General features: G+C 42.9%; 21 protein-coding genes, 11 tRNA genes and 1 rRNA gene. 29 read left to right on the top strand and 4 right to left on the bottom strand.

Going from position 1 to position 20,286, the window contains the following annotated elements:
* Positions 1-217 precede the first annotated feature (217 nt).
* Together ACTWPM_RS09160 and ACTWPM_RS09155 are read right to left on the bottom strand one after the other, a co-directional pair.
* Positions 218-1,075: a DegV family protein gene (locus ACTWPM_RS09160; RefSeq protein ID WP_443132739.1), complete on the bottom strand. Its 858-nt coding sequence runs from the start codon at positions 1,073-1,075 to the stop codon at positions 218-220.
* A 68-nt stretch (positions 1,076-1,143) separates the two neighbouring features.
* A complete protein-coding gene (locus tag ACTWPM_RS09155) occupies positions 1,144-2,058 on the bottom strand; it encodes a DMT family transporter (RefSeq protein WP_443132738.1) in 915 nt (304 codons plus the stop codon).
* Between the two features lie 231 nt (positions 2,059-2,289).
* Here ACTWPM_RS09155 and ACTWPM_RS09150 point away from each other — a divergent pair, with 231 nt between their 5' ends.
* A complete protein-coding gene (locus ACTWPM_RS09150; RefSeq protein WP_443132737.1) occupies positions 2,290-3,759 on the top strand; it encodes a DEAD/DEAH box helicase in 1,470 nt (489 codons plus the stop codon).
* 793 nt (positions 3,760-4,552) lie between these two features.
* On the opposite strand, the gene ACTWPM_RS09145 is transcribed toward ACTWPM_RS09150, so the two are convergent.
* Entirely contained in the window at positions 4,553-5,323 is a 771-nt protein-coding gene (locus ACTWPM_RS09145; RefSeq protein WP_443132736.1) for a rhomboid family intramembrane serine protease, read from the bottom strand.
* 128 nt (positions 5,324-5,451) lie between these two features.
* On the opposite strand from ACTWPM_RS09145, the gene acpS reads away from it, so the two are divergent.
* From acpS to ACTWPM_RS09070, 15 genes are all read left to right on the top strand, one after another.
* Positions 5,452-5,808, top strand: coding sequence for a holo-ACP synthase (gene acpS / locus ACTWPM_RS09140; protein WP_443132735.1), 357 nt, complete (start codon positions 5,452-5,454; stop codon positions 5,806-5,808).
* Positions 5,809-5,879: 71 nt separating this feature from the next.
* Positions 5,880-7,409 (top strand): NAD(P)H-hydrate dehydratase, encoded by a 1,530-nt coding sequence (locus tag ACTWPM_RS09135; protein ID WP_443132734.1) that lies wholly within the window; start codon positions 5,880-5,882, stop codon positions 7,407-7,409.
* A 42-nt stretch (positions 7,410-7,451) separates the two neighbouring features.
* Complete coding sequence (locus ACTWPM_RS09130) at positions 7,452-8,471, top strand: LolA family protein (protein WP_443132733.1); 1,020 nt, start codon at positions 7,452-7,454, stop codon at positions 8,469-8,471.
* Between the two features lie 123 nt (positions 8,472-8,594).
* On the top strand, positions 8,595-9,752 hold the full coding sequence (gene alr / locus ACTWPM_RS09125; protein ID WP_443132732.1) for an alanine racemase: 1,158 nt from the start codon (positions 8,595-8,597) through the stop codon (positions 9,750-9,752).
* A gap of 163 nt (positions 9,753-9,915) precedes the next feature.
* Entirely contained in the window at positions 9,916-10,197 is a 282-nt protein-coding gene (locus ACTWPM_RS09120) for a CopG family ribbon-helix-helix protein (RefSeq protein ID WP_014641674.1), read from the top strand.
* A gap of 5 nt (positions 10,198-10,202) precedes the next feature.
* On the top strand, positions 10,203-10,553 hold the full coding sequence (locus ACTWPM_RS09115; protein WP_014641675.1) for a type II toxin-antitoxin system PemK/MazF family toxin: 351 nt from the start codon (positions 10,203-10,205) through the stop codon (positions 10,551-10,553).
* Between the two features lie 259 nt (positions 10,554-10,812).
* Positions 10,813-11,682 (top strand): RsbT co-antagonist protein RsbRA, encoded by an 870-nt coding sequence (locus tag ACTWPM_RS09110; protein WP_443132731.1) that lies wholly within the window; start codon positions 10,813-10,815, stop codon positions 11,680-11,682.
* Positions 11,683-11,687: 5 nt separating this feature from the next.
* Complete coding sequence (locus ACTWPM_RS09105) at positions 11,688-12,044, top strand: STAS domain-containing protein (protein ID WP_014641677.1); 357 nt, start codon at positions 11,688-11,690, stop codon at positions 12,042-12,044.
* Positions 12,045-12,046: 2 nt separating this feature from the next.
* The gene (locus ACTWPM_RS09100) at positions 12,047-12,448 is read left to right on the top strand and encodes an anti-sigma regulatory factor (RefSeq protein WP_089752251.1); all 402 of its coding nucleotides are present in this window, start codon (positions 12,047-12,049) and stop codon (positions 12,446-12,448) included.
* Between the two features lie 14 nt (positions 12,449-12,462).
* Complete coding sequence (locus ACTWPM_RS09095; RefSeq protein ID WP_443132730.1) at positions 12,463-13,473, top strand: PP2C family protein-serine/threonine phosphatase; 1,011 nt, start codon at positions 12,463-12,465, stop codon at positions 13,471-13,473.
* Positions 13,474-13,538: 65 nt separating this feature from the next.
* A complete protein-coding gene (locus ACTWPM_RS09090; RefSeq protein WP_014641680.1) occupies positions 13,539-13,871 on the top strand; it encodes an STAS domain-containing protein in 333 nt (110 codons plus the stop codon).
* Entirely contained in the window at positions 13,871-14,347 is a 477-nt protein-coding gene (rsbW, locus tag ACTWPM_RS09085; RefSeq protein ID WP_014641681.1) for an anti-sigma B factor RsbW, read from the top strand. Before ACTWPM_RS09090 ends, rsbW begins: the two co-directional genes overlap by 1 nt.
* Complete coding sequence (gene sigB / locus ACTWPM_RS09080; protein ID WP_014641682.1) at positions 14,319-15,098, top strand: RNA polymerase sigma factor SigB; 780 nt, start codon at positions 14,319-14,321, stop codon at positions 15,096-15,098. Before rsbW ends, sigB begins: the two co-directional genes overlap by 29 nt.
* Entirely contained in the window at positions 15,098-15,694 is a 597-nt protein-coding gene (locus ACTWPM_RS09075; protein ID WP_443132729.1) for a SpoIIE family protein phosphatase, read from the top strand. The genes sigB and ACTWPM_RS09075 overlap by 1 nt, the downstream gene beginning before the upstream one ends.
* A 167-nt stretch (positions 15,695-15,861) precedes the next feature.
* Positions 15,862-18,003, top strand: coding sequence for a Tex family protein (locus ACTWPM_RS09070; RefSeq protein ID WP_443132842.1), 2,142 nt, complete (start codon positions 15,862-15,864; stop codon positions 18,001-18,003).
* A gap of 42 nt (positions 18,004-18,045) precedes the next feature.
* On the opposite strand, the gene cmpA is transcribed toward ACTWPM_RS09070, so the two are convergent.
* Positions 18,046-18,156, bottom strand: coding sequence for a cortex morphogenetic protein CmpA (gene cmpA, locus ACTWPM_RS09065; RefSeq protein WP_087946026.1), 111 nt, complete (start codon positions 18,154-18,156; stop codon positions 18,046-18,048).
* A gap of 76 nt (positions 18,157-18,232) precedes the next feature.
* Here cmpA and ACTWPM_RS09060 point away from each other — a divergent pair, with 76 nt between their 5' ends.
* The 13 genes from ACTWPM_RS09060 to ACTWPM_RS09000 all read left to right on the top strand — a co-directional run.
* Positions 18,233-18,685: a SprT family protein gene (locus ACTWPM_RS09060; protein WP_443132728.1), complete on the top strand. Its 453-nt coding sequence runs from the start codon at positions 18,233-18,235 to the stop codon at positions 18,683-18,685.
* Between the two features lie 195 nt (positions 18,686-18,880).
* A tRNA-Asn gene (locus ACTWPM_RS09055) sits at positions 18,881-18,955 on the top strand.
* Positions 18,956-18,959: 4 nt separating this feature from the next.
* Positions 18,960-19,050 (top strand) — tRNA-Ser (locus tag ACTWPM_RS09050).
* Positions 19,051-19,066: 16 nt separating this feature from the next.
* Positions 19,067-19,138 (top strand) — tRNA-Glu (locus tag ACTWPM_RS09045).
* A 14-nt stretch (positions 19,139-19,152) separates the two neighbouring features.
* Positions 19,153-19,229, top strand: a tRNA-Asp gene (locus ACTWPM_RS09040).
* Positions 19,230-19,239: 10 nt separating this feature from the next.
* Positions 19,240-19,314, top strand: a tRNA-Gln gene (locus tag ACTWPM_RS09035).
* Between the two features lie 118 nt (positions 19,315-19,432).
* Positions 19,433-19,508: transfer RNA gene (locus ACTWPM_RS09030), tRNA-Lys, on the top strand.
* 9 nt (positions 19,509-19,517) lie between these two features.
* Positions 19,518-19,599 (top strand) — tRNA-Leu (locus ACTWPM_RS09025).
* Positions 19,600-19,642: 43 nt separating this feature from the next.
* A tRNA-Leu gene (locus tag ACTWPM_RS09020) sits at positions 19,643-19,726 on the top strand.
* 74 nt (positions 19,727-19,800) lie between these two features.
* Positions 19,801-19,877, top strand: a tRNA-Arg gene (locus tag ACTWPM_RS09015).
* A gap of 5 nt (positions 19,878-19,882) precedes the next feature.
* Positions 19,883-19,959 (top strand) — tRNA-Pro (locus ACTWPM_RS09010).
* Positions 19,960-19,969: 10 nt separating this feature from the next.
* Positions 19,970-20,045 (top strand) — tRNA-Ala (locus ACTWPM_RS09005).
* A 117-nt stretch (positions 20,046-20,162) separates the two neighbouring features.
* Positions 20,163-20,286 (top strand): 16S ribosomal RNA (locus ACTWPM_RS09000); the annotation flags it as partial.

The raw sequence follows: 20,286 nt of genomic DNA, 5'->3' as shown, positions 1-20,286 counted from the left end.
TTATGAGAAGATGGGTAAATTATAATTGAAAATGATTATCATTGTCAATGTGATAGTTGCTTTTTTGAGTGTATTCATAAGCTTCCTTTTTTGTCATACAAGTAGAACTAGTTTTCCTGTCGGGATAGGGAAAGGAGGGGGTATTAACTCTACCGTATATTCTTGTATCAATAGAAAAAGCTGCAGAGCAAATGCTCCGCAGCTTTGGGCTTATCTATTAATCTTTGAAGAAGGCTATAACTAATCCACCCTCGCCTGCATAAGTTGAGATGAGCGGACCCGTTTCCATAAACAAACTCTCTTTAAAGTTATAACGTTCTTTTATATTTTCAAGAACTTTCCTACCTCTTGCTTCATCATTACAGTGGGATAAAGCAATCACTCTGTCTTCTAAATTGTGGGCGTATTCGCCAATCTGGTCGACGAAGCGGCGGATGGATTTCTTATTGCCGCGAACCTTTTCCGTTACTTCTACTGCGCCTTCATCTTCACTTGCTTTCATAAGAAGTTTAATGTTCAAGGTTTTGGCAATCGTACCTTTCATTCGATCAAGACGCCCGCCTTTTATAACATTTTCAAGCGTTTTTAGAATAAATAACGTGGTGGTTTTATCAATACGTTCTTCCATATGGGAAACCAGTGCTTCGAAATCCAGCCCTTCTTCGATTTTAGTGTTGGCTTCATGGACAAGCAGTGCTATTCCGCAAGAAGCGGTTTTTGTGTTTAACACGGCTATTTTGCGTTCTGGATCTTCCTCAAGAAGCATGTCCATACCCATCACAGCACTTTCATACGTACTGCTCAGCCCCTGAGTAAGTGCGAGCACTAGAATAGGAGTATCACGATCTACCTCTTTATAGGTTTCATAAAAGTCATTCGGACTAGGGGAAGAAGACCTTGGCAGTTCTTCCGATTGTTTTAGTTTTTTATAAAATGTAGGCAGATCAATGGTCTCTCCTGTTTTATAATGTTCCTCACCGAAATGAAGATTCAAGGGTACATTTTTGATGGAATGTTGATCTTTCATGGAGTCGGGAAGGTCTCCCCCTCCGTCTATCAAAAGTTGTATGGTCAATCTCTTCACCTGCTCTCAAGTAATGATACATCTTTAACTTTTCAATCATTATAACAGACATCTTGTGATTACTGTTTTTGATGGGCGTGCGTAATTCTGGGTTTAACTTTTTTCGTAGTACTGAAAATAAACATCATTAGTCCAAAGAGTACTATGGAACCTCCCAGCCACTGGGACCAGCTCACAGGTTCATTCAACAGCCAGTATGCAAGAATGGCTGCACCAATCGGTTCCAGTAAAACAGCCATGGAAATCGTAGAGGTGCTGATCCAGCGCAGTGTCCAATTGAATAAGGAATGCCCGAAGAAAGTCGGAATGACAGCTAAGGCAAGGAAGATTAACCATTGAGTTCCGTTGTAACCGGTGAATGAATGATTTAAAATAAGGTTGTAGAACAGTAAAGTGACAGAAGCGGCGCCATAGGCAAGAAAGGTATAAGTCATAAGCGAAAGACGCTTTCTCAAATTCTGACCCAACAGGAAGTATCCAGTGACCATTAATGCTCCGAGCAGAGCCATGATGTCTCCAATAAGAGCTAAGCCGCTAATTTGAAAATCTCCCCAGCTTATAATGGTGCTACCTGTTAGCGTAATGACCAGACTCAAAACCGCGCCGATCGTGAAACGCTCTTTAAAGAAAATGAAAGTCCCGATAAAAGCAAAAATGGGCTGCAGCGAGACAAGAACGACTGAACTAGCGACACTAGTGTAAGACAGCGACTGAAACCATAAGATAAAGTGAAACGCGAGAAATACCCCGGATAAACCAGCCATGATCCAATCTTTTTGATTAATTTGTTTGATTTCATCAAAATGTTTCCATAATACATAAGGGGACATAATAAGAACAGCAAGCGCCAATCGGAAGAAAGCGATAATCGATGCGGGAGCATCTCCAGCCAATTTAACGAAAATCGCTGCTGTAGATATGGATAGTACCCCTATGAATAAAATTATATATGGATGAATTGGAGGCTTATTCATTTAAACCCTCCTCTGGTAAACAACAGTTGTGCACTTATTTTATCATTCTTCTGATTGAAAAGCATAGGAGAAATGTGTAGAATTAACTGTGTTATGTATGTTATGATGAATTAATCTATTAGGCAGACACCAGAGGAGCCTCTCCCGATTTCTGTGGCGGAAGGCTTTTTTTACATGTTTATAGGCATATAAGTTATATATGATTTTATATAAAAAAGGAGTATGAAATAAGTGACAACATTTAATTCACTAGGCTTATCAAACCCAATTCTGAAATCTTTAGATGATATGGGTTTTGAAGAAACCACACCGATTCAAGAACAAACTATACCTCTAGGGCTCGAAGGCAAAGATGTGATCGGACAAGCTCAGACAGGTACAGGTAAAACAGCAGCATTTGGTATTCCAATGCTTGAGAAAATTGACAAGCAGGTCAAATCCGTTCAGGGATTGATCGTAGCTCCGACACGTGAACTGGCTATCCAGGTTGCAGAAGAGATGAACCGTCTTGGTAAAGTCAAAGGAGTTCGCGCATTACCTATTTATGGCGGCTCGAACATGGAGCGCCAAATCCGATCTCTTAAGACCAATCAGATTGTTGTAGCTACACCGGGGCGTCTGCTTGACCATATTCGCCGCAAAACTATCAAGCTTCAAAATGTACACACGGCTGTATTGGATGAAGCAGATGAAATGCTGAACATGGGATTCATCGAGGATATTCGTGACATCCTGAAAGCTCTTCCTGAAGAGCGTCAGACGCTGCTTTTCTCAGCGACGATGCCTAAGGAGATTCGTGATATCGCGACTACCTTAATGAATAATCCGGAAGAAGTAAAAGTTAAATCTAAAGAAATGACCGTTGAAAATATCGAGCAATACTTTGTGGAGATTCCTGAGAAGCATAAATTTGACACATTGACTCGCCTGCTTGATATTCACGACCCTGCTCTTGCCATTGTATTCGGTCGTACGAAGCGCCGTGTAGATGAGGTAGCGGACGGTTTACAAGCGCGTGGATTTAGCGCAGAAGGAATCCACGGAGATCTGACTCAAGGTAAGCGTATGTCTACATTGAATAAATTCAAGCGTGGACGTATTGAAATTCTAGTAGCTACAGACGTAGCAGCTCGTGGTCTGGATATTTCCGAAGTATCTCATGTGTATAACTTTGATATCCCTCAAGATCCTGAAAGCTATGTTCACCGTATCGGCCGTACCGGCCGTGCGGGACGTAAAGGTGAGTCGATTTCTTTCGTAACACCACGTGAGAAAGCCCAGCTTAACTTGATTGAAAAGCTGACGAAGAAAAAAGTGGAGCGTCTTAAAGTACCTTCTTCTGAAGAAGCTTCCCGCGGCCAGCAAAAAGTAGCGGTTGAAAAGCTTGTAGAATCTCTTGGTTCTAACGATCTTAAGAATTACAAGCATTCAGCGAACGAATTGCTTGAGCAATATGATTCTTCCGATATCATAGCGGCAGCTCTTAAGATGATGACGAAAGAGCGCAGCGAAGTACCTGTCAGTCTGACTTCTGTACAGCCAATCAGCGTGAAGAATGCTCAGCGCAGTAAAGGTAAGAATTATGGTAAAGGCGGAAATCGCAATTACAATTCTAAGAATAAATCCCGCAACCGTAATTTCAACGGAAAAGGCGGCAAGCGTGGTTACCAGAATAAAGGACGTAACTCAAACGCTAAATAACTCATAATGATAAAAGGTCAGACCCTCAGGGTCTGACCTTTTTTTATGGAAAACACGTTTTATTCTCTCTTTATTGTGTTTTTTCATAATTAGGTTACTCCACTAACGGGCCGGATAGTTGAAGACTCAGTTTCGAGATAATTTGGGTCCGTTACGATATTTGAAGAAGGGCTGGTGGGGAAATAACTCGCTTTCCTATGGGGGAACGGTGAGCTTCCTCGCTCGTTTCACTCCCTGCGGGATCTCACCTAGTCCCTTCTCCCATGGGAGTCTCGCCATTTCCCCACCAACCCAGCCACGGGAGAATAACGGACCCTCTGAAAAGAGAGTATCCTATCCTCCTTATCCCGCCTGACTGCTTATATAACAGGCGATCCCGCACAGTTTCAAACTGGAAAAGTATATACGCCCATGTGATTATTTCTTCTCAATCGGGTGAAGGATGAAGCCGTTTCGAGTTTCTGATTCGGCCAGGTCCGGAGGGGAACGGGGAGACTCCTGTGGGATAAACATGATCGGTGAGACTCCGGAAAGCTTTAGCTTGAGGAGGCTCAGCACAGAAGGGGAGGTTCGACTAAGAACGCCACGTCGTGTGGCAACGTCGAACGACCCTGCGTCGTGCAGGGCCGGAAAGCGAGTCGTTCCCCGCAGGACCTAACTCTCTCACTAAATATCTCGAAACTGAGTCTTCCACAAACGGAAGCTTATCTGTAACAAAACAATTCTTTAACGAAGTTTAGTAAAAACGCCTCTCCTTAGTCGGGAGAGGCTTTTTTAAGAACATAGTTATCATTTAAAGTACCCGGCCGAAGAGGGCTACTGCTACAAGAAAAATAATCACAAACCAAAATGCGTAACCGCCGTATTTCTTCCAGGGGAAGCGTCGCTTGTTCCAGCGATTCGGGTTGAAAGAGATGTCCCCGCTTGACTGCGTGGATTGACGGGCGCGTTGCTGCCAGATAGAAAATGGTCTGGCATTTCGGAGGATCGTAGGAGCAATGGCGAAGCCGCCGATCAATCCGAATAAGTGACCGAGCACATTGATGTTAGGTCTTGTAAATGTCATAAACAACCCTAATACGAAGATAACCATGACGATCTGAGAGTTGGCCTGGTCGATTAGATGCTTGCGGAAAACCACCATGAAGAGATAGACACCAAAGATTCCAAAAATGGCACCCGATGCACCTAAATGCTGGTAATAAGCATCTGGATTCACAATAAAAGTGCCAAGATTTCCGGCGATCCCCGCGAACAGATACATAACTATGAATTTAAACTTCCCAAGGATCTGTTCAAGAGCCGGACCAAACAAAACAAGTGAAAAGGAATTAAATAATGCATGGGCAAACCCTGCATGCAGGAAGATTGGCGTGACCAGCCGCCAGTATTCTCCTTCCAGGATTAACACGTTGACTCCGATTCCAAAGCGGAGAAGGTCCAGTGCGAATCCGAATTGGAGAAAGTCGATTAATATCCACAAGAGGAGGTGAATACCTACAAGTGTGGAAACAATGGGGTAGAATTTGAGAAATTCTTTAAAACTTTCCGTTCTGACAAACATATGGTCTATTCTCCTTTTAGTTGCGTTCCTACTATCATACTATGATGGGCTGAGAATCTCATATCCATTTTTATCACCATGAAATTCGGGTATAATGGTACTAATTCAGTTGAAAAGGAAGATCTCATGTGATCAGAGGTATCGGTATTGACATCATTGAAATGGATCGTATTAAACAAAGTATAAAGCGAAAGCCTCGATTTATTCAACGAATTTTAACGGAACGAGAGTATCAGCGTTTTAGAGAATTGAATGAACGGCGGCAGATTGAATACGCAGCTGGACGATTTGCAGCTAAAGAGGCTCTGGCTAAATCCTTAGGGACAGGTATTGGATCTCTAAGTTTTCAGCATATTGAAGTCTTGTCTGATGAAAATGGAGCCCCGTCAATGGAGGTTCAGGGATGTGAACATCTGCATATATGGCTGTCGATCAGCCACAGCACTACGCACGCTATTGCTCAAGTGGTGTTAGAAGAGAGATAAGAGCTGCAATAGATCTGACATATTTACATAGTTTGTCTCATAACATTGTAATGCGGGTAGGAGGGAACTTTTTGGATATTGTAACCGCACAAGAAATGTACGAAAGGGATAAGGTGGCCATTGGGTCCGCTGGGATTGATGGAAAGATGTTAATGGAGAGTGCCGGTCGTGCGGCAACTGATGACTTGGTTCAGAGGATTAAATGTGAAGATCAGGTGCTTGTGCTCATTGGAGCTGGAAATAATGGCGGAGACGGTTTCGTCATTGCACGGACGCTTTTAAACAGAGGCTACAAGGTGGAAGCCTGGCAGGTCGTTCCTGATGAAAAAATCACAGGGGACGCGGAAGCCCATCAGGAAATTTTCCTGAACTCGGGGTTTGAGCTCATTAAATTTTCCTGCATGGAAGAATTTCTGCCTTCCCTATACCGGGCGGATGTGCTGATTGATGCAATGCTTGGGATTGGTGTAGAAGGACGTCTGAGGTCCCCTATAGCCGAAATTGTTGGAAAAGCAAATGAGCACAAAGCGTTAAAACTCGCAATTGATCTTCCCACAGGTCTTCCTGCCGGGGAAGGTGTAGACAATTTTGACGCGTTCAATGCCGATTACACGACCGTAATCGCGGCTCCAAAAATTAGTGCTTTTCTACAGCACACCAGCCCCTATTACGGAGAGTGGAATGTCGTAGAAATTGGACTTCCTGTAAAAAAGCTTCCGGAAGTTAAGCGGAATTTATGGAGTGTGAAGGACGTTAAGCAGACATTGCCCGAACGAGGAAGTCATTCTCATAAAGGCAGTCATGGGAAAGGTGTAATGGCAGGAGGCTCCTATTTTATGCCGGGATCCATTGCTATGGCGGCGAGAGCGGCGTTAAGAAGTGGGACGGGTCTGCTTACCATTGCGACAGCCGAAAGCATTATTCCTTCCGTTACCTCTTACGTCCGGGAAGCAACTTTTTCAGGGATGGAAGAGAAAGAAGGAATGATTACCGGACAAGCGATCCCTGAATTATCAAATTATGATGGGGCTGCTGTTGGTATGGGGCTTGGACGTCATGAAGAAGCAGCAGGACTTGTATTGCATATGCTTCAAGAATGTAAAGGTCCTCTGCTGATTGATGCAGATGGTCTCTATGCGCTGAAACCCCAGCTTAAATCATTAAAAGACAGGAGCGCCCCTGTGGTCTTAACTCCTCATCCTGGAGAATTTGCTTACCTTGCGGGTGTATCTATTCAAGAAGTCCTGCAATCTCCTTTTCGCTTGAGCCGTGAATTCGCTTCTGCTTACGGAGTGTATCTCGTCCTAAAAGGGCCGTACACCATTATTACTGCTCCAAAAGGGGAGCAGCGCGTCGATATGACCGGGAATGCGGGTCTGGCTAAAGGCGGAAGCGGAGATGTTCTGTCTGGTATTCTATTCGCAATGATACTTAAGACAGAAAATATTCTCGATGCCTTAAGTAATGGCTGTGTCATTCATGGTTCGACCGCTGACTTTTTGATTCAGGAGGAACATTCGAAGACCGATCTGCTCGCTTCGGATCTGGTCGAAGGTTTATCCCGGACCTTTCGTACATTTTCTGCGTTATCCAAAGCATAACGTTCCCTTTGTCCTTCAGTAGAGACAAAGGAGTTGAGTCTTATGCAAAGACGTTTTCTCATCATATTGTTCACCATGTTGGTTCTTGGAGCGTTAACCGCTTGTGGCTCGCAATCAAAAGAAGATGTTATGAAGAAGCTTGAAAAACAATCGGAAGAAATGGCTGGATATAAGACAGAAGCCAATATGAAAATGCGTACAGGGGAAGAGGAACAGAAATATCATATTCAAGTCTGGCATAAGAAGGACGATTTCTATCGCGTAAAGCTTGAAAATGATCAGGATGAAAAAGGAAGCCAGATCATTTTGAAAAACGATAGCGGTGTCTATGTTTTAACTCCGGCTTTGAATAAGAGTTTCAAGTTCCAGAGCGAGTGGCCGCAAAATACAAGTCAGCCTTACCTCTACGCTTCTTTACTGAAAGATATTCAGGCCGATGGAGATGCGGAGTTCAGCGCTACAGAAAATCATTTTAAATTTAAGACCAAAACAAACTACCAGAACAATAAGACATTGCCTTACCAGGAAATCTATTTCGATAAAAAGTCTTACCAGCCTGTGATGGTCAAAGTCTTTGATCAAGATATGAATGCTCTGGTAGAAGTGCAGTTTGCCAATTTCGCAAAAGATGAATCCTTGAAGAAAGAAGATTTCGATGTAGATAAGAATATGGCTATGGCTCCTTCTGAAGTGCCGGTAGCAAGTATGGAAGGGACCGAAATGGCCGAAATTCTTTATCCTCAAGAAACTTATGGGGCAGACCTTGCTGAAGAACAGGAAGTTAAGACAGAAGATGGCAAACGGGTTATTATGACTTATGGCGGGGACAAGAGCTTTACTCTCATTCAAGAAAAAGCAGAGGTGCAGCCTGCCAGCGCCCAATATTCTGTGCAGGTAAACGGAGAGCCAGTACAGCTGGCTGATGGTGTTATTGGAGCTATGGAAAATAATCGTCTGGAGTGGAGCCAGAATGGTACAACGTATCAGCTGGCAAGTAATGATTTAACTCAAGCTGAAATGGTTTCAGTGGCAAGCTCCATTAACAGTACAGCAGTGAAATAACCATGGAAGGAGCAGGCTTAACGGTCTGCTTTTATTTTTACTTGCAGGTGTAGTAACGCCATTGACACGGGCCCTCGCACGTTCAATAATAGAAAGATATGGAACGAAAGAGGAGGGTATCCCGTGGCAATTGAAACTTTTTATCGAGATTCCTGGGCGGAAGTGGACCTGTCCAAGATTGATTATAATATCCGGCAGTTACAGGGACGTCTTCACGCCGGAACTGAGATCTATGCCGTTGTAAAAGCCAATGCGTATGGCCATGGAGATATCCAGGTTGCTTACCAAGCATTGAAGTCAGGGGCAAAGGCTCTGGCGGTTTCTCTTTTAGACGAGGCGATCCGTCTTAGGGAAGCGGGTATAGAAGCCCCTATATTAGTGATGGGGTGGACTCGGCCGGAGGACGCTGTAACAGCTTCAAAATACAGGGTTTCAGTTACGGTTTTTCAAAAGGAATGGATGGAAAAAGTACAATCGTTTCATTTTGAGAAACCACTGAAGCTGCATATGAAGTGGGATACGGGAATGGGCAGAATCGGGATTCGCACGACTAAGGAAATGGATGATATTCTCGTTTATTTCCGAAATAACCCGTCTTTAGAATTAGAAGCGGTATTTACTCATTTCGCGACCGCGGATGAAGAGGAAACAGGATATTTTGAAGAACAGGAGCGGCGGTTTGAGCATTTATTTTCCCATTTTGAAAGAGTTTGGTCTGAAAGCGTCGAAATCCACACGGGGAATAGTGCGGCCAGTATGAGATTCCCGGATCGAATGAAGCACTTTGTACGTTTTGGGATTAGTATGTACGGCTTATATCCGTCAGATGTGGTGAAAGAAGAGCGCCCCATCGCTTTAAAGCCTGCCTTTTCCCTGCAGAGCCGTTTAATTCATGTGAAGAAAATGGATGCAGGAGAAGCGGTCAGTTATGGGGCAACCTATCATACCTGTAAAGAAGAATGGATCGGTACCATTCCTCTTGGTTACGCTGACGGCTGGATACGGAAATTACAGGGGATGGAAGTGCTGGTTGACGGCAAACGTCACCCGATCGTCGGAAGGATTTGTATGGATCAATTTATGATTCGTCTTGATCAGGAATATCCTTTGGGCACAAAGGTTACCTTAATTGGTAAGCAGGGGGCTCACGAGATTACCACGGATGAAGTGGCGGATTATCTTGAAACCATCAATTATGAAATACCTTGTATGATTAGCTACAGGGTACCGAGAATGTTTTTTGAAAACGGTCATATGGTGGATGTAGATAACCCTCTATAAAATAACGGCTTCATGTGTGAGACAATCCTCCCTATGTTTGGATGTAACACAGCACATTTCACGAAAAAATCCCAACATGCCTTTGCAATAGACACTCCCCTTTGATAAGATTAGAGTGGAATTATTGACTGGTTTTCTTTCTGAGAGAAGATGGTGGAGGTGTATGGTTTTGTCCGATAGCATGCAGGAGATTGTCATCCGGATTCCGGATAACCTACTCAATGAAGTGGACGGCTTTATTCAACTCGAAAATAGTGATCGGAGCGATTTCATGTGTCAAGCAACTAAAATGTATTTGCGTGAGAAGAAACAGCGTCATGTCAGAGAGTCCATGCGAAGAGGCTACATGGAAATGGCGAAAATTAATTTAAACATCGCTTCAGAAATGTTTCAAGCTGAAGAGGAGGCAGAACACACCCTGGAGCAATTAGTGGGCGGGGTGTGAAGCCAGTGATAGTCAAACGAGGAGACGTTTATTTCGCTGATTTGTCCCCGGTAGTGGGATCAGAGCAAGGCGGGGTTCGTCCTGTACTAATCCTTCAAAATGATATCGGTAATCGTTTTAGCCCTACAGTTATCGTAGCTGCAATTACAGCGCAAATACAAAAAGCCAAACTTCCCACACATGTAGAAATCAATGCAGAGAAATATGGGTTTGAACGAAATTCTGTGATCCTATTGGAACAAATCAGAACGATTGATAAACAGCGTTTGACCGACAAGATCACTCAACTGGACGACGCAATGATGCTGGAAGTCAACAAAGCGTTGCAGATCAGCCTGGGTTTAATTGATTTCTGATTACAACAGAGTATAAGGGAAAAGTGCGATATTTTTTTCCCTTAGATAAAGTTACCTGCGTGAGGTAGCTTTATTTTTTTTTATTATGTAGTTTATAATAGAATAATGGTGAACAATTCTTGTAAATTGATATTTTAGCATTCATTTCCACAACGTATTAGTATGATGTTATCTTGATTTTTGTTAACATTATATCTGAATATTATTAGAGCGTTTCCTAATGATCACTGAATAGGGTTCCGAGGCGGAGGTTTAGATAATGGACGAGAAATTAAAAAATGTCGTTTTAGAACATAGTGACGATATTGTAAAAATGTGGCTGGAGGAAATTGAAACCCATAAGAAGAATGATTATACATCGACAATTTCTGAAGAAATGTTTGAGAATACAAACCGGGAATTTGTAAATGTTATCTTCTCCAGTATTGAAAAGAAAGGGCTCTCTTCAGATTTAGATGATTTTTCAGAACGATTAATCAACCTGGGTTGGCCGCTTAGTTATTTAACAGATGGAATGCAAGTGTTCAGGCGTGTCGTAACGGGATATATTTTACAGCAGTCTGAGAAGATCGATTCAGATTATTTTTCGAAAGTGTTAAGGGAAGTGGATGATTGGGTGGACCCGATCATCAATCGTTTAGTAAATGAATATTCCGGCAGCTGGGAGCACATCGTTTCCCTGCAGCGGGTAGCTCTGCAGGAACTATCAGCTCCGTTAATCCCCGTTATGGAAAACATCACGATCATGCCGCTTATAGGGACGATAGATACAGAACGGGCTAAACAGATTATGGAGAACCTGCTGGATGGAGTTATTAAACACAATGCTGAGGTTGTTTTAATTGATATTACGGGCGTACCGGTCGTTGATACAATGGTCGCTCATCACATTATTCAAGCTGCAGAAGCTGTTCGTTTAATTGGCTCCCGTTGTATTCTAGTGGGTATACGTCCTGAAATTGCTCAAACGATCGTGAATCTTGGAATTGATCTCGGGAAATTCCCGACGAAGAGTTCACTTCGTAAAGGGTTCCAGACAGCACTCGAATTAACGAATCGCCGTATAGAAGAAACTCAGAATAATGACAAAGATATTGAACGATTAATCGATTCGCTAGACAGGGAGTGAACAAATTGAGGATTCCTATATTAAAATTACACAACTATTTACTGATCTCCATTCAGATTGATCTGGATGATCAGACAGCAATACAATTTCAAGAGGATCTGTTAAGTAAAATTCATGAAAGTGGTGCTTCCGGTGTTGTCATCGATTTGACTTCCGTTGATATCATTGATTCATTCATCGCAAAAGTCCTTGGAGATGTGGTCACGATGTCCGATTTAATGGGTGCCAAAGTGGTACTCACGGGTATTCAGCCAGCTGTGGCTATGACTCTGATTGATTTAGGGATACACTTGCAGGATGTCCCTACTGCATTAGATTTAGAACAAGGGTTGATTAAACTTCGTCAGGAACTGGAGGAGTAGCCATGGACTTCCAATCCTGTGTGAATATAAAAAAGGAGTGGGACATTGTAGGGGCGCGTCAACTTGGTCGGGATATTGCCAGAAAAATAGGTTTCGGCACAGTCGATCAAGCAAGAATCGCCACTGCTATATCAGAGTTAGCAAGGAATATTTATTTGTATGCTGGAACAGGTAAAGTCTGCTTTGAGGCTCTTGAGGATATGAATCAAAAAGGTATCAGGATTCTGGCCATAGACAGCGGTCCGGGTATTAAAGAGCTCAGTCAGGTGATGGAAGACGGCTTTTCTACATCTGGCGGACTCGGTGCAGGCCTTCCGGGTGTGAAGCGTCTCATGGACGATTTCGATATTACATCCGAAGAAGGAAAAGGGACTGAAATTACAGTCATTAAATGGCTCCGTTAAAGGAGGATCAGACGATGAGTACACTGAAACTTGATCTTGAAAATTATAAAGAACTTCTACAGGAATATATCAAAACCCAAGATGAACAAGCTCTGTATCAGGCAGAGCAGTTCAGTAAGCAATCCATGCAGCAGAATATTTCACCTGAGGAAATTATTAATGTTCATATTCAATCATTACAGGAACTATACCCGGAAATGCCTGATTACATTCAGGCATCGATGAATTTTTTGTTAGAAACTATGATTTCTTATGGACTTGCTTATCAAGAGCACCAATCGCTGCGTGAAAAGCAACTGGAATTAAAATCCGAAATTTCTGTAGCCGCCAATATGCAAAAAACCTTATTGTCTACTGTTAAACCAGATTTGGAGGAAGTAGACATCGGAGCTTTAAGTGTACCGGCAAAGCAGATGAACGGAGATTACCACCATTTTGTGCAGGATGGAAAAGGATCTCTTGGAATAGCTGTAGCGGATGTTATTGGAAAAGGTGTACCGGCAGCTCTGTGTATGTCTATGATCAAATATTCGATGGACAGCTATCCGGAAATGCGTATGGACCCAAGTGTGATTCTGGGCAGTTTGAACCGCGTTGTAGAACGTAATGTGGACGCGAGTATGTTCATTACAATGTTTTATGGACTCTATAATTCTAATACGCACACGTTCTCTTATTCTTCTGCAGGTCATGAGCCTGGTTTTTATTACTATAGCGACCGCGATGAATTTGAAGAAATTGATGTGCCTGGACTTGTTCTTGGAGTATCACCGGAAACAAGCTACACTCAGTACCAGAAGAAAGTGGAAAAAGGGGATATGATTATCCTTCTGACAGACGGAGTAACTGAATGCAGGCAGGGAGACCGTTTTATTGAGCAGGAAGAAATTCTTCATGTTATTAAACATTATTCCCATCTACCGGCGCAGGAAACCGTAGAGAACGTTTATAAGCACTTTGAGCGTCTTCAGGATTTTCACCTGCGTGATGATTTTACCCTGATCATCTTAAAGAGAAATGTTTAGTCTTAAAATGAAACGGGTATTCATCATTGGATGAACATTTACAGGAATATTAGGAGGACTTTTAGATGAACCTAACGATAGATGTTACAAATAAAGAAAATATCGCTTACGTTGTACTTTCGGGAGAGGTGGATGCATTCACGGCGCCCAAGCTAAAAGATGCTCTATTGCCATTAACGAAAGAAGAAGGTCAGACCGTGGAAGTTGATTTGCAGAATGTGAATTACATGGATTCTACAGGTCTTGGTGTCTTTATCAGCGCTTTGAAATCTACAAAAGAGCACAATACTGACTTGAAATTGGTACAAATGCAGGAGCGTGTATACCGTTTGTTTAAAATCACCGGTCTTACAGAGATCATGAATATAGATTCTACAGTACAAGGTGGAATGCAATAATGGAACCATTTGATTTTGTTGAAATAAAGGTCCCTGCTAAAGCGGAATACATCGGCGTGGTACGTCTGAGTATCTCAGGCATTGCTAATCGTATGGGTTTTACCTACGAAGATATTGAAGATTTAAAAGTAGCCATCTCTGAAGCGATTACCAACGCAGTTAAGCACGGCTATAATGAAACGGGTGAAGGAGAAATCACCATCGGTTTTGGTGTGTATGATGATCGTCTAGAAGTAATGGTTGCAGATCACGGTGGCAGCTTTAACCTTGGGGATATTAAGCAGGATATTGGTCCTTACAAACAAGATGACAATATTGAAGAGCTGCGCGAAGGTGGCTTCGGGTTATTCTTGATTGATGCACTTATGGATAAGGTAGAAATTAATAGTAAATATGGAGTGATTGTATTAATGACAAAATATCTCCATGAAGCTGAGGTGGGTCAGAATGGCGACCAGATCTCAACATCACAATGATGAAGTATATGAATGGATAGAGCATTTACAAGAGCACCCTACGGATGAAGCGGTACAGGAAAAAATTGTACTCGTGTACAAAGACCTTGTTGAATCCATTGCACGCAAGTATTCAAAAAATAGTACCATCCATGAGGATCTGGTCCAGGTTGGAATGCTGGGTCTTTTAGCCGCCATCCGCCGGTATGACCCTTCTTTTGGGAAGTCCTTCGAATCCTTTGCCATCCCTACGATTATCGGGGAAATTAAACGATTTATCCGTGATAAAACGTGGAGCGTCCATGTTCCACGACGGATTAAAGAACTCGGACCAAAAATTAAAAAAGCAGCCGAAGAACTCACCAACACCCTTCAGCGATCCCCGTCCGTTATTGAAATAGCGGATCATCTGGAAGTATCAGAAGAGGATGTCCTCGAAACGATGGAAATGGGTAAAAGCTATAAAGCTTTATCTGTGGATCGTAAAATTGAAGCGGATTCTGATGGAAGCACGGTAACGATCCTTGATCTTATCGGTAACCAGGAAGACGGGTATTCTCAAATTGATCAGCAGATGCTCCTTGAGAAAGTCCTTCCTATTCTAAGTGAACGGGAGCAGGAAATTCTGCAGTGCACGTATTTTGAGAATATGAGTCAAAAGGATACAGGAGAAAAACTGGGGATTTCCCAGATGCACGTTTCTCGTCTTCAGAGACGAGCTCTTCGCAAGCTAAGGGAAGCCTTACAAGCTGAATCGGTCGAGGCCTTCTAGTGGTAGAGCAGTATAAGCATGTCCGTCTATCGATTTATCAAAAAGCGAAAAAAGGGAACTACTATTGCGGAGATAGTTACTTTTATAAAGAAACTGAGAATGCTTTCATATGTGCTTTAGCTGATGGATTGGGCAGCGGAGAAATGGCTCATGAATCATCTAAAGCCGTTATGAATGTCATTGAAGAACACACAGACTTAACTATTGAAGCCCTGGTTCGTAAATGTAATGAAGTGTTAGTAGGTAAGCGAGGAGTCGTTCTTGGCATACTTAGAATAGACTTTACTGCTCAAACATATTCATACTCTTCTATTGGAAATATAGGAGTCATTATTATTGAACCAGACGGCAGAAGACATCGGAACATTCCATTGGCTGGTTACCTGGCCGGATTTCCTCGTAAATTAAGAGTATCCAGAGGAGAGATCAGCGCAGGCATGATCTTTTTGCTTTTTTCAGATGGAGTGAACGACCGCCGATTAACATCAAAGTATATTTCAACAAACAGTGTGAGCGATATTACTGAGCAATATAAAGAACTTTATGGACAAGCGAGGGAAGATGACACTACTTTAATTGCCATGGAGTACGTATAAAAGGCCTTATTCTTATTAAATGAGAATAGGGCCTTTTTCAATAGCCTGAAAAGCGAAGCATGCTTTCAAGTTCTTCTGACGGCCCGTCCAAGAATTTGATACAATACAGAGTAGATGTTTGTGAAGGAGGACTTTTTTTGAGCGAAATAGAGCAAAACCCTGAGCTGATGACCATGGTGGCTAAACAGACCACTCTCAAGGAATCATCAGTCAAACAAGTTATACAATTACTGAATGAAGGGAATACTGTACCTTTTATTGCCCGATATAGAAAAGAACTGACGGGCGGCCTAGATGAAGTACAAATTAAATCGATAGAAGACCAATGGAGTTATGTGAAAAACCTTACACAAAGGAAAGAAGAAGTCATTCGGTTAATCGACGAGCAGGGCAAATTAACCGAGGAACTGCGTAAAGATATCGAGCAGGCTGCTCAGCTCCAGAAAGTTGAAGACCTTTATCGCCCTTATAAGCAGAAGCGAAGAACAAGAGCCACGATTGCAAAGGAAAAAGGTCTGGAGCCTCTGGCGCTTCGAGTATGGGAGCAGGAGGATCTGGATTTCTCTAAAGAAGCGCAATCCTACTTTTCGGAGGAACACGAAGTTGAAAGTGAAGAAGAGGTAGAGGCTGGTGTAAATGATATTATTGCTGAATGGATTTCGGATGATCCAGTCTACCGGGAGCAAATAAGGAAACAGACCTTTCAAAAAGGTACGATACAATCTTCTGATAAAAACTCAGATAAAGATGAAAAAAATATATTCGAAATGTACTATGAATATCAGGAACCGGTACGGTCGATAGTTTCTCACCGTATTTTAGCTTTAAACCGTGGTGAAAAGGAGGGCGTGCTGAAAGTAGGGGTACAGCCTCCCGATGAATCTATTGTTGGTTACATAGAGAGAAATGTGATCAAGAATTCTACTTCAGGTAAACTTCGAGAAATATTAACGGAAGCCATTCAGGATAGTTATAAGCGGTTGATTCAGCCCTCTATTGAAAGAGAAATCAGGAGTTCGCTGTCTGAAAGCGCCGAAGAGCAGGCGATTGAAGTGTTTTCCAGTAACTTAAGAAGTTTATTGCTGCAGCCCCCACTTAAAGGGAAAGTTGTATTAGGTGTGGATCCGGCCTATCGTACCGGATGCAAACTTGCCGTTATTGATGAGACTGGTAAGGTGCTTGATATTGCAGTTATTTACCCAACAGCCCCTAAAAATGATACAGCCGGGGCAGAGAAGAAAGTATTATCGTTTATGAAGAAATACCCAATTGAGCTCATGGCGATTGGTAATGGCACGGCTTCCAGAGAAACGGAACAATTCATTGCGGATATGATCCAAAAACATAACCTTGAAGCTTCTTATATGATCGTGAACGAGGCGGGGGCCAGTGTGTATTCAGCATCTAAATTAGCACGTGAAGAGTTTCCTGATCTGCAGGTCGAGGAAAGAAGTGCAGTTTCTATAGCACGAAGAGTTCAGGATCCATTGGCAGAACTAGTGAAAATTGATCCGAAATCAATTGGAGTCGGTCAGTACCAACATGATGTCACTCAGAAAAAATTGAACGAATCGTTGACTTTTGTTGTAGAAACCGTAGTTAACCAGGTAGGAGTGAATGTTAATACAGCTTCTTCCTCTTTATTGCAATACGTATCAGGGCTTAGTAAAGCCGTAGCCAATAATGTAGTGAAGAAGCGAGAAGAAATCGGGAAGTTTTCGAAACGCTCGGAGCTTAAGGATATTCCGAGACTTGGTGCCAAAACGTATGAACAGAGTATTGGATTTTTACGAATTCTGGACGGAAAAGAACCGTTGGATCGTACGCCAATTCACCCGGAAAGCTACCGTTCAGCCCGCTCACTCTTAAAAATGGTCGGTGCGACTGTTGAAGATCTAGGCAGCTCGGAGATTGCAGAAAAGCTGAAAACAATGGATGCAAACCAAACTGCCGATGAACTTGATGTAGGTATGATGACCTTTGAAGACATAAGGAAATCACTCGTTCAGCCTGGGCGTGACCCAAGGGATGACTTGCCAAAACCACTGCTTAAAACGAATGTACTCTCTATGGAAGATCTTGAACAAGGTATGGAGCTTGAGGGAACGATTAGAAACGTAGTGGATTTTGGAGCTTTCGTAGATATCGGAGTAAAACAGGACGGGCTTGTCCATATTTCAAAGCTTTCGAATAAGTTTGTAAAACACCCGATGGACGTCGTTTCTGTGGGAGACGTTGTAACGGTCTGGGTAGAGCAAGTGGATACCCAAAAACAACGGATTGCTCTTACAATGCTGCCTCAATCATAGAGTATAAATACCTGGGAGGAGATTTTCCTTCTGGGTATTCTTTTATTTATAAAGATGTTGATAATAATACCAGCACTGGTTTAACATTTTGATTTGATACTTATCTTTATTGGCAAAAGCTCTCGCCATCTGATTTTTAAGCCAAGCAGGCATGAACATCTACTCCTTTGTATTCATCTTTTTTTAGACTTATGATAAAGTATGCTAAAAACCGGAAAGGTGTTCCTTTATGACTCTGACAAACGCACAATTACAACAATGGACACAAGAAATATCACTTGCCTATTTTCAAAAGCCTTACGTGGACCAGGTCGAATTTAATTCAAGGCTTCGAACGACAGGAGGGCGGTATATTCCTTCCAAAAGAGTAATTGAACTAAATCCTAAGTATCTCGAAGAGCTGGGGTTAGAAGAATTTGAGGGAATCATTAAACATGAGCTCTGTCATTATCATTTGCATATCGAAGGTAAAGGATACAAGCACGGAGACCGTGAGTTTAAAGAACTTCTGAAACACACAAACTCTCCGCGGTTCTGTAAGGCTTTACCATCCCAAAAGAAGAAGCCAGAATTACATTATTATATGTGTACTTCATGCGGTGAGGAATACACGAGAAAGAGAAGAGTAAATACTAAAAGATATGGCTGCGGGAAGTGCAGTGGAAAACTCAAAAAGAAATGAAAAATCCATTGACGGATTATTAAGTGCATGTTAAATTAAATAAGCCTTAACAAAACAACCCCAGAAGCATTTAAAAGAAATAATTTTTTGTGGAAAAGGGTTTGACATTATCAGCTGAATATTATATTATATAAAACGTCGCTGATAACGAAGTTGTTTTTAGGACAAGCAAGCGAGTTGATGATTTTTCATTATTCCAACGTAGCTCAGTGGTAGAGCAATCGGCTGTTAACCGATCGGTCGTAGGTTCGAATCCTACCGTTGGAGCCATTACGGAGAAGTACTCAAGTGGCTGAAGAGGCGCCCCTGCTAAGGGTGTAGGTCGCGCAAGCGGCGCGAGGGTTCAAATCCCTCCTTCTCCGCCATTACTTATTTTGTGATGGCCCGTTGGTCAAGTGGTTAAGACACCGCCCTTTCACGGCGGTAACACGGGTTCGAATCCCGTACGGGTCACTTATATATACATAGGTCCGGTAGTTCAGTTGGTTAGAATGCCTGCCTGTCACGCAGGAGGTCGCGGGTTCGAGTCCCGTCCGGACCGCCACTTTTATGTTTGGGCCATAGCCAAGCGGTAAGGCAACGGTTTTTGGTACCGTCATGCGCTGGTTCGAATCCAGCTGGCCCAGCCATTTTCTTTTGAAAAATGAGTTGACAAAACACACTGGACGTTATATGATAGTCCTTGTGCTTTTGAAGAAAGGTCCTTAATTTTTTCATTAGAAAATAGATTGAGAGATCTTACATTACGAGCCATTAGCTCAGTTGGTAGAGCATCTGACTTTTAATCAGAGGGTCGAAGGTTCGAATCCTTCATGGCTCACCATTTATTAACGCGGGTGTGGTGGAATTGGCAGACACGCTAGATTTAGGATCTAGTGCTTCACGGCGTGGGGGTTCAAGTCCCTCCACCCGCATTTTCCAATCACCATGATCAGCAGCGAATTGTCTTTACAACTTGCGGTCGTGGCGGAATCGGCAGACGCGCTAGGTTGAGGGCCTAGTGGGGGCAACCCCGTGGAGGTTCAAGTCCTCTCGGCCGCACTAAGTTTTTTCATAAAAACTCTTGCGTTAAACCGAAATGCATGTTACATTAATGAATGTCGCTTTTTTGATAAGCGCCCGTAGCTCAATTGGATAGAGCGTCTGACTACGGATCAGAAGGTTAGGGGTTCGACTCCTCTCGGGCGCGCCATTATACGGGAAGTAGCTCAGCTTGGTAGAGCACTTGGTTTGGGACCAAGGGGTCGCAGGTTCGAATCCTGTCTTCCCGACCATTCCTAACTTGGGGCCTTAGCTCAGCTGGGAGAGCGCCTGCTTTGCACGCAGGAGGTCAGCGGTTCGATCCCGCTAGGCTCCACCAATATTCAATTTGATCTTTGAAAACTGAACGAACCAACCAGTACGTCAAGATATTCTTTCATTATTGAAGGAATTCAAACAAGCACATTCGGTGTGCAAATGAGCAAGTCAAACTACTTTTATGGAGAGTTTGATCCTGGCTCAGGACGAACGCTGGCGGCGTGCCTAATACATGCAAGTCGAGCGCGGGAAGCGAGCGGATCCCCTTCGGGGGTGAAGCTCGTGGAACGAGCGGCGGACGG

This window comes from Halobacillus sp. K22, from assembly GCF_052246795.1.
Taxonomy (GTDB): domain Bacteria; phylum Bacillota; class Bacilli; order Bacillales; family Halobacillaceae; genus Halobacillus.
This window is presented reverse-complemented; position numbering and strand designations above follow the sequence as displayed.

What these genes read in the sequence shown, in the direction of transcription:
- ACTWPM_RS09155 (WP_443132738.1), bottom strand. Translation starts at nt 2,058, where the DNA reads ATGAATAAGCCTCCAATTCATCCATATATAATTTTATTCATAGGGGTA.
- ACTWPM_RS09145 (WP_443132736.1), bottom strand. Translation starts at nt 5,323, where the DNA reads ATGTTTGTCAGAACGGAAAGTTTTAAAGAATTTCTCAAATTCTACCCC.
- ACTWPM_RS09130 (WP_443132733.1), top strand. Translation starts at nt 7,452, where the DNA reads ATGCAAAGACGTTTTCTCATCATATTGTTCACCATGTTGGTTCTTGGA.
- ACTWPM_RS09120 (WP_014641674.1), top strand. Translation starts at nt 9,916, where the DNA reads ATGGTTTTGTCCGATAGCATGCAGGAGATTGTCATCCGGATTCCGGAT.
- ACTWPM_RS09110 (WP_443132731.1), top strand. Translation starts at nt 10,813, where the DNA reads ATGGACGAGAAATTAAAAAATGTCGTTTTAGAACATAGTGACGATATT.
- ACTWPM_RS09100 (WP_089752251.1), top strand. Translation starts at nt 12,047, where the DNA reads ATGGACTTCCAATCCTGTGTGAATATAAAAAAGGAGTGGGACATTGTA.
- ACTWPM_RS09095 (WP_443132730.1), top strand. Translation starts at nt 12,463, where the DNA reads ATGAGTACACTGAAACTTGATCTTGAAAATTATAAAGAACTTCTACAG.
- ACTWPM_RS09090 (WP_014641680.1), top strand. Translation starts at nt 13,539, where the DNA reads ATGAACCTAACGATAGATGTTACAAATAAAGAAAATATCGCTTACGTT.
- rsbW (WP_014641681.1), top strand. Translation starts at nt 13,871, where the DNA reads ATGGAACCATTTGATTTTGTTGAAATAAAGGTCCCTGCTAAAGCGGAA.
- sigB (WP_014641682.1), top strand. Translation starts at nt 14,319, where the DNA reads ATGGCGACCAGATCTCAACATCACAATGATGAAGTATATGAATGGATA.
- ACTWPM_RS09070 (WP_443132842.1), top strand. Translation starts at nt 15,862, where the DNA reads ATGACCATGGTGGCTAAACAGACCACTCTCAAGGAATCATCAGTCAAA.
- cmpA (WP_087946026.1), bottom strand. Translation starts at nt 18,156, where the DNA reads ATGCCTGCTTGGCTTAAAAATCAGATGGCGAGAGCTTTTGCCAATAAA.
- ACTWPM_RS09060 (WP_443132728.1), top strand. Translation starts at nt 18,233, where the DNA reads ATGACTCTGACAAACGCACAATTACAACAATGGACACAAGAAATATCA.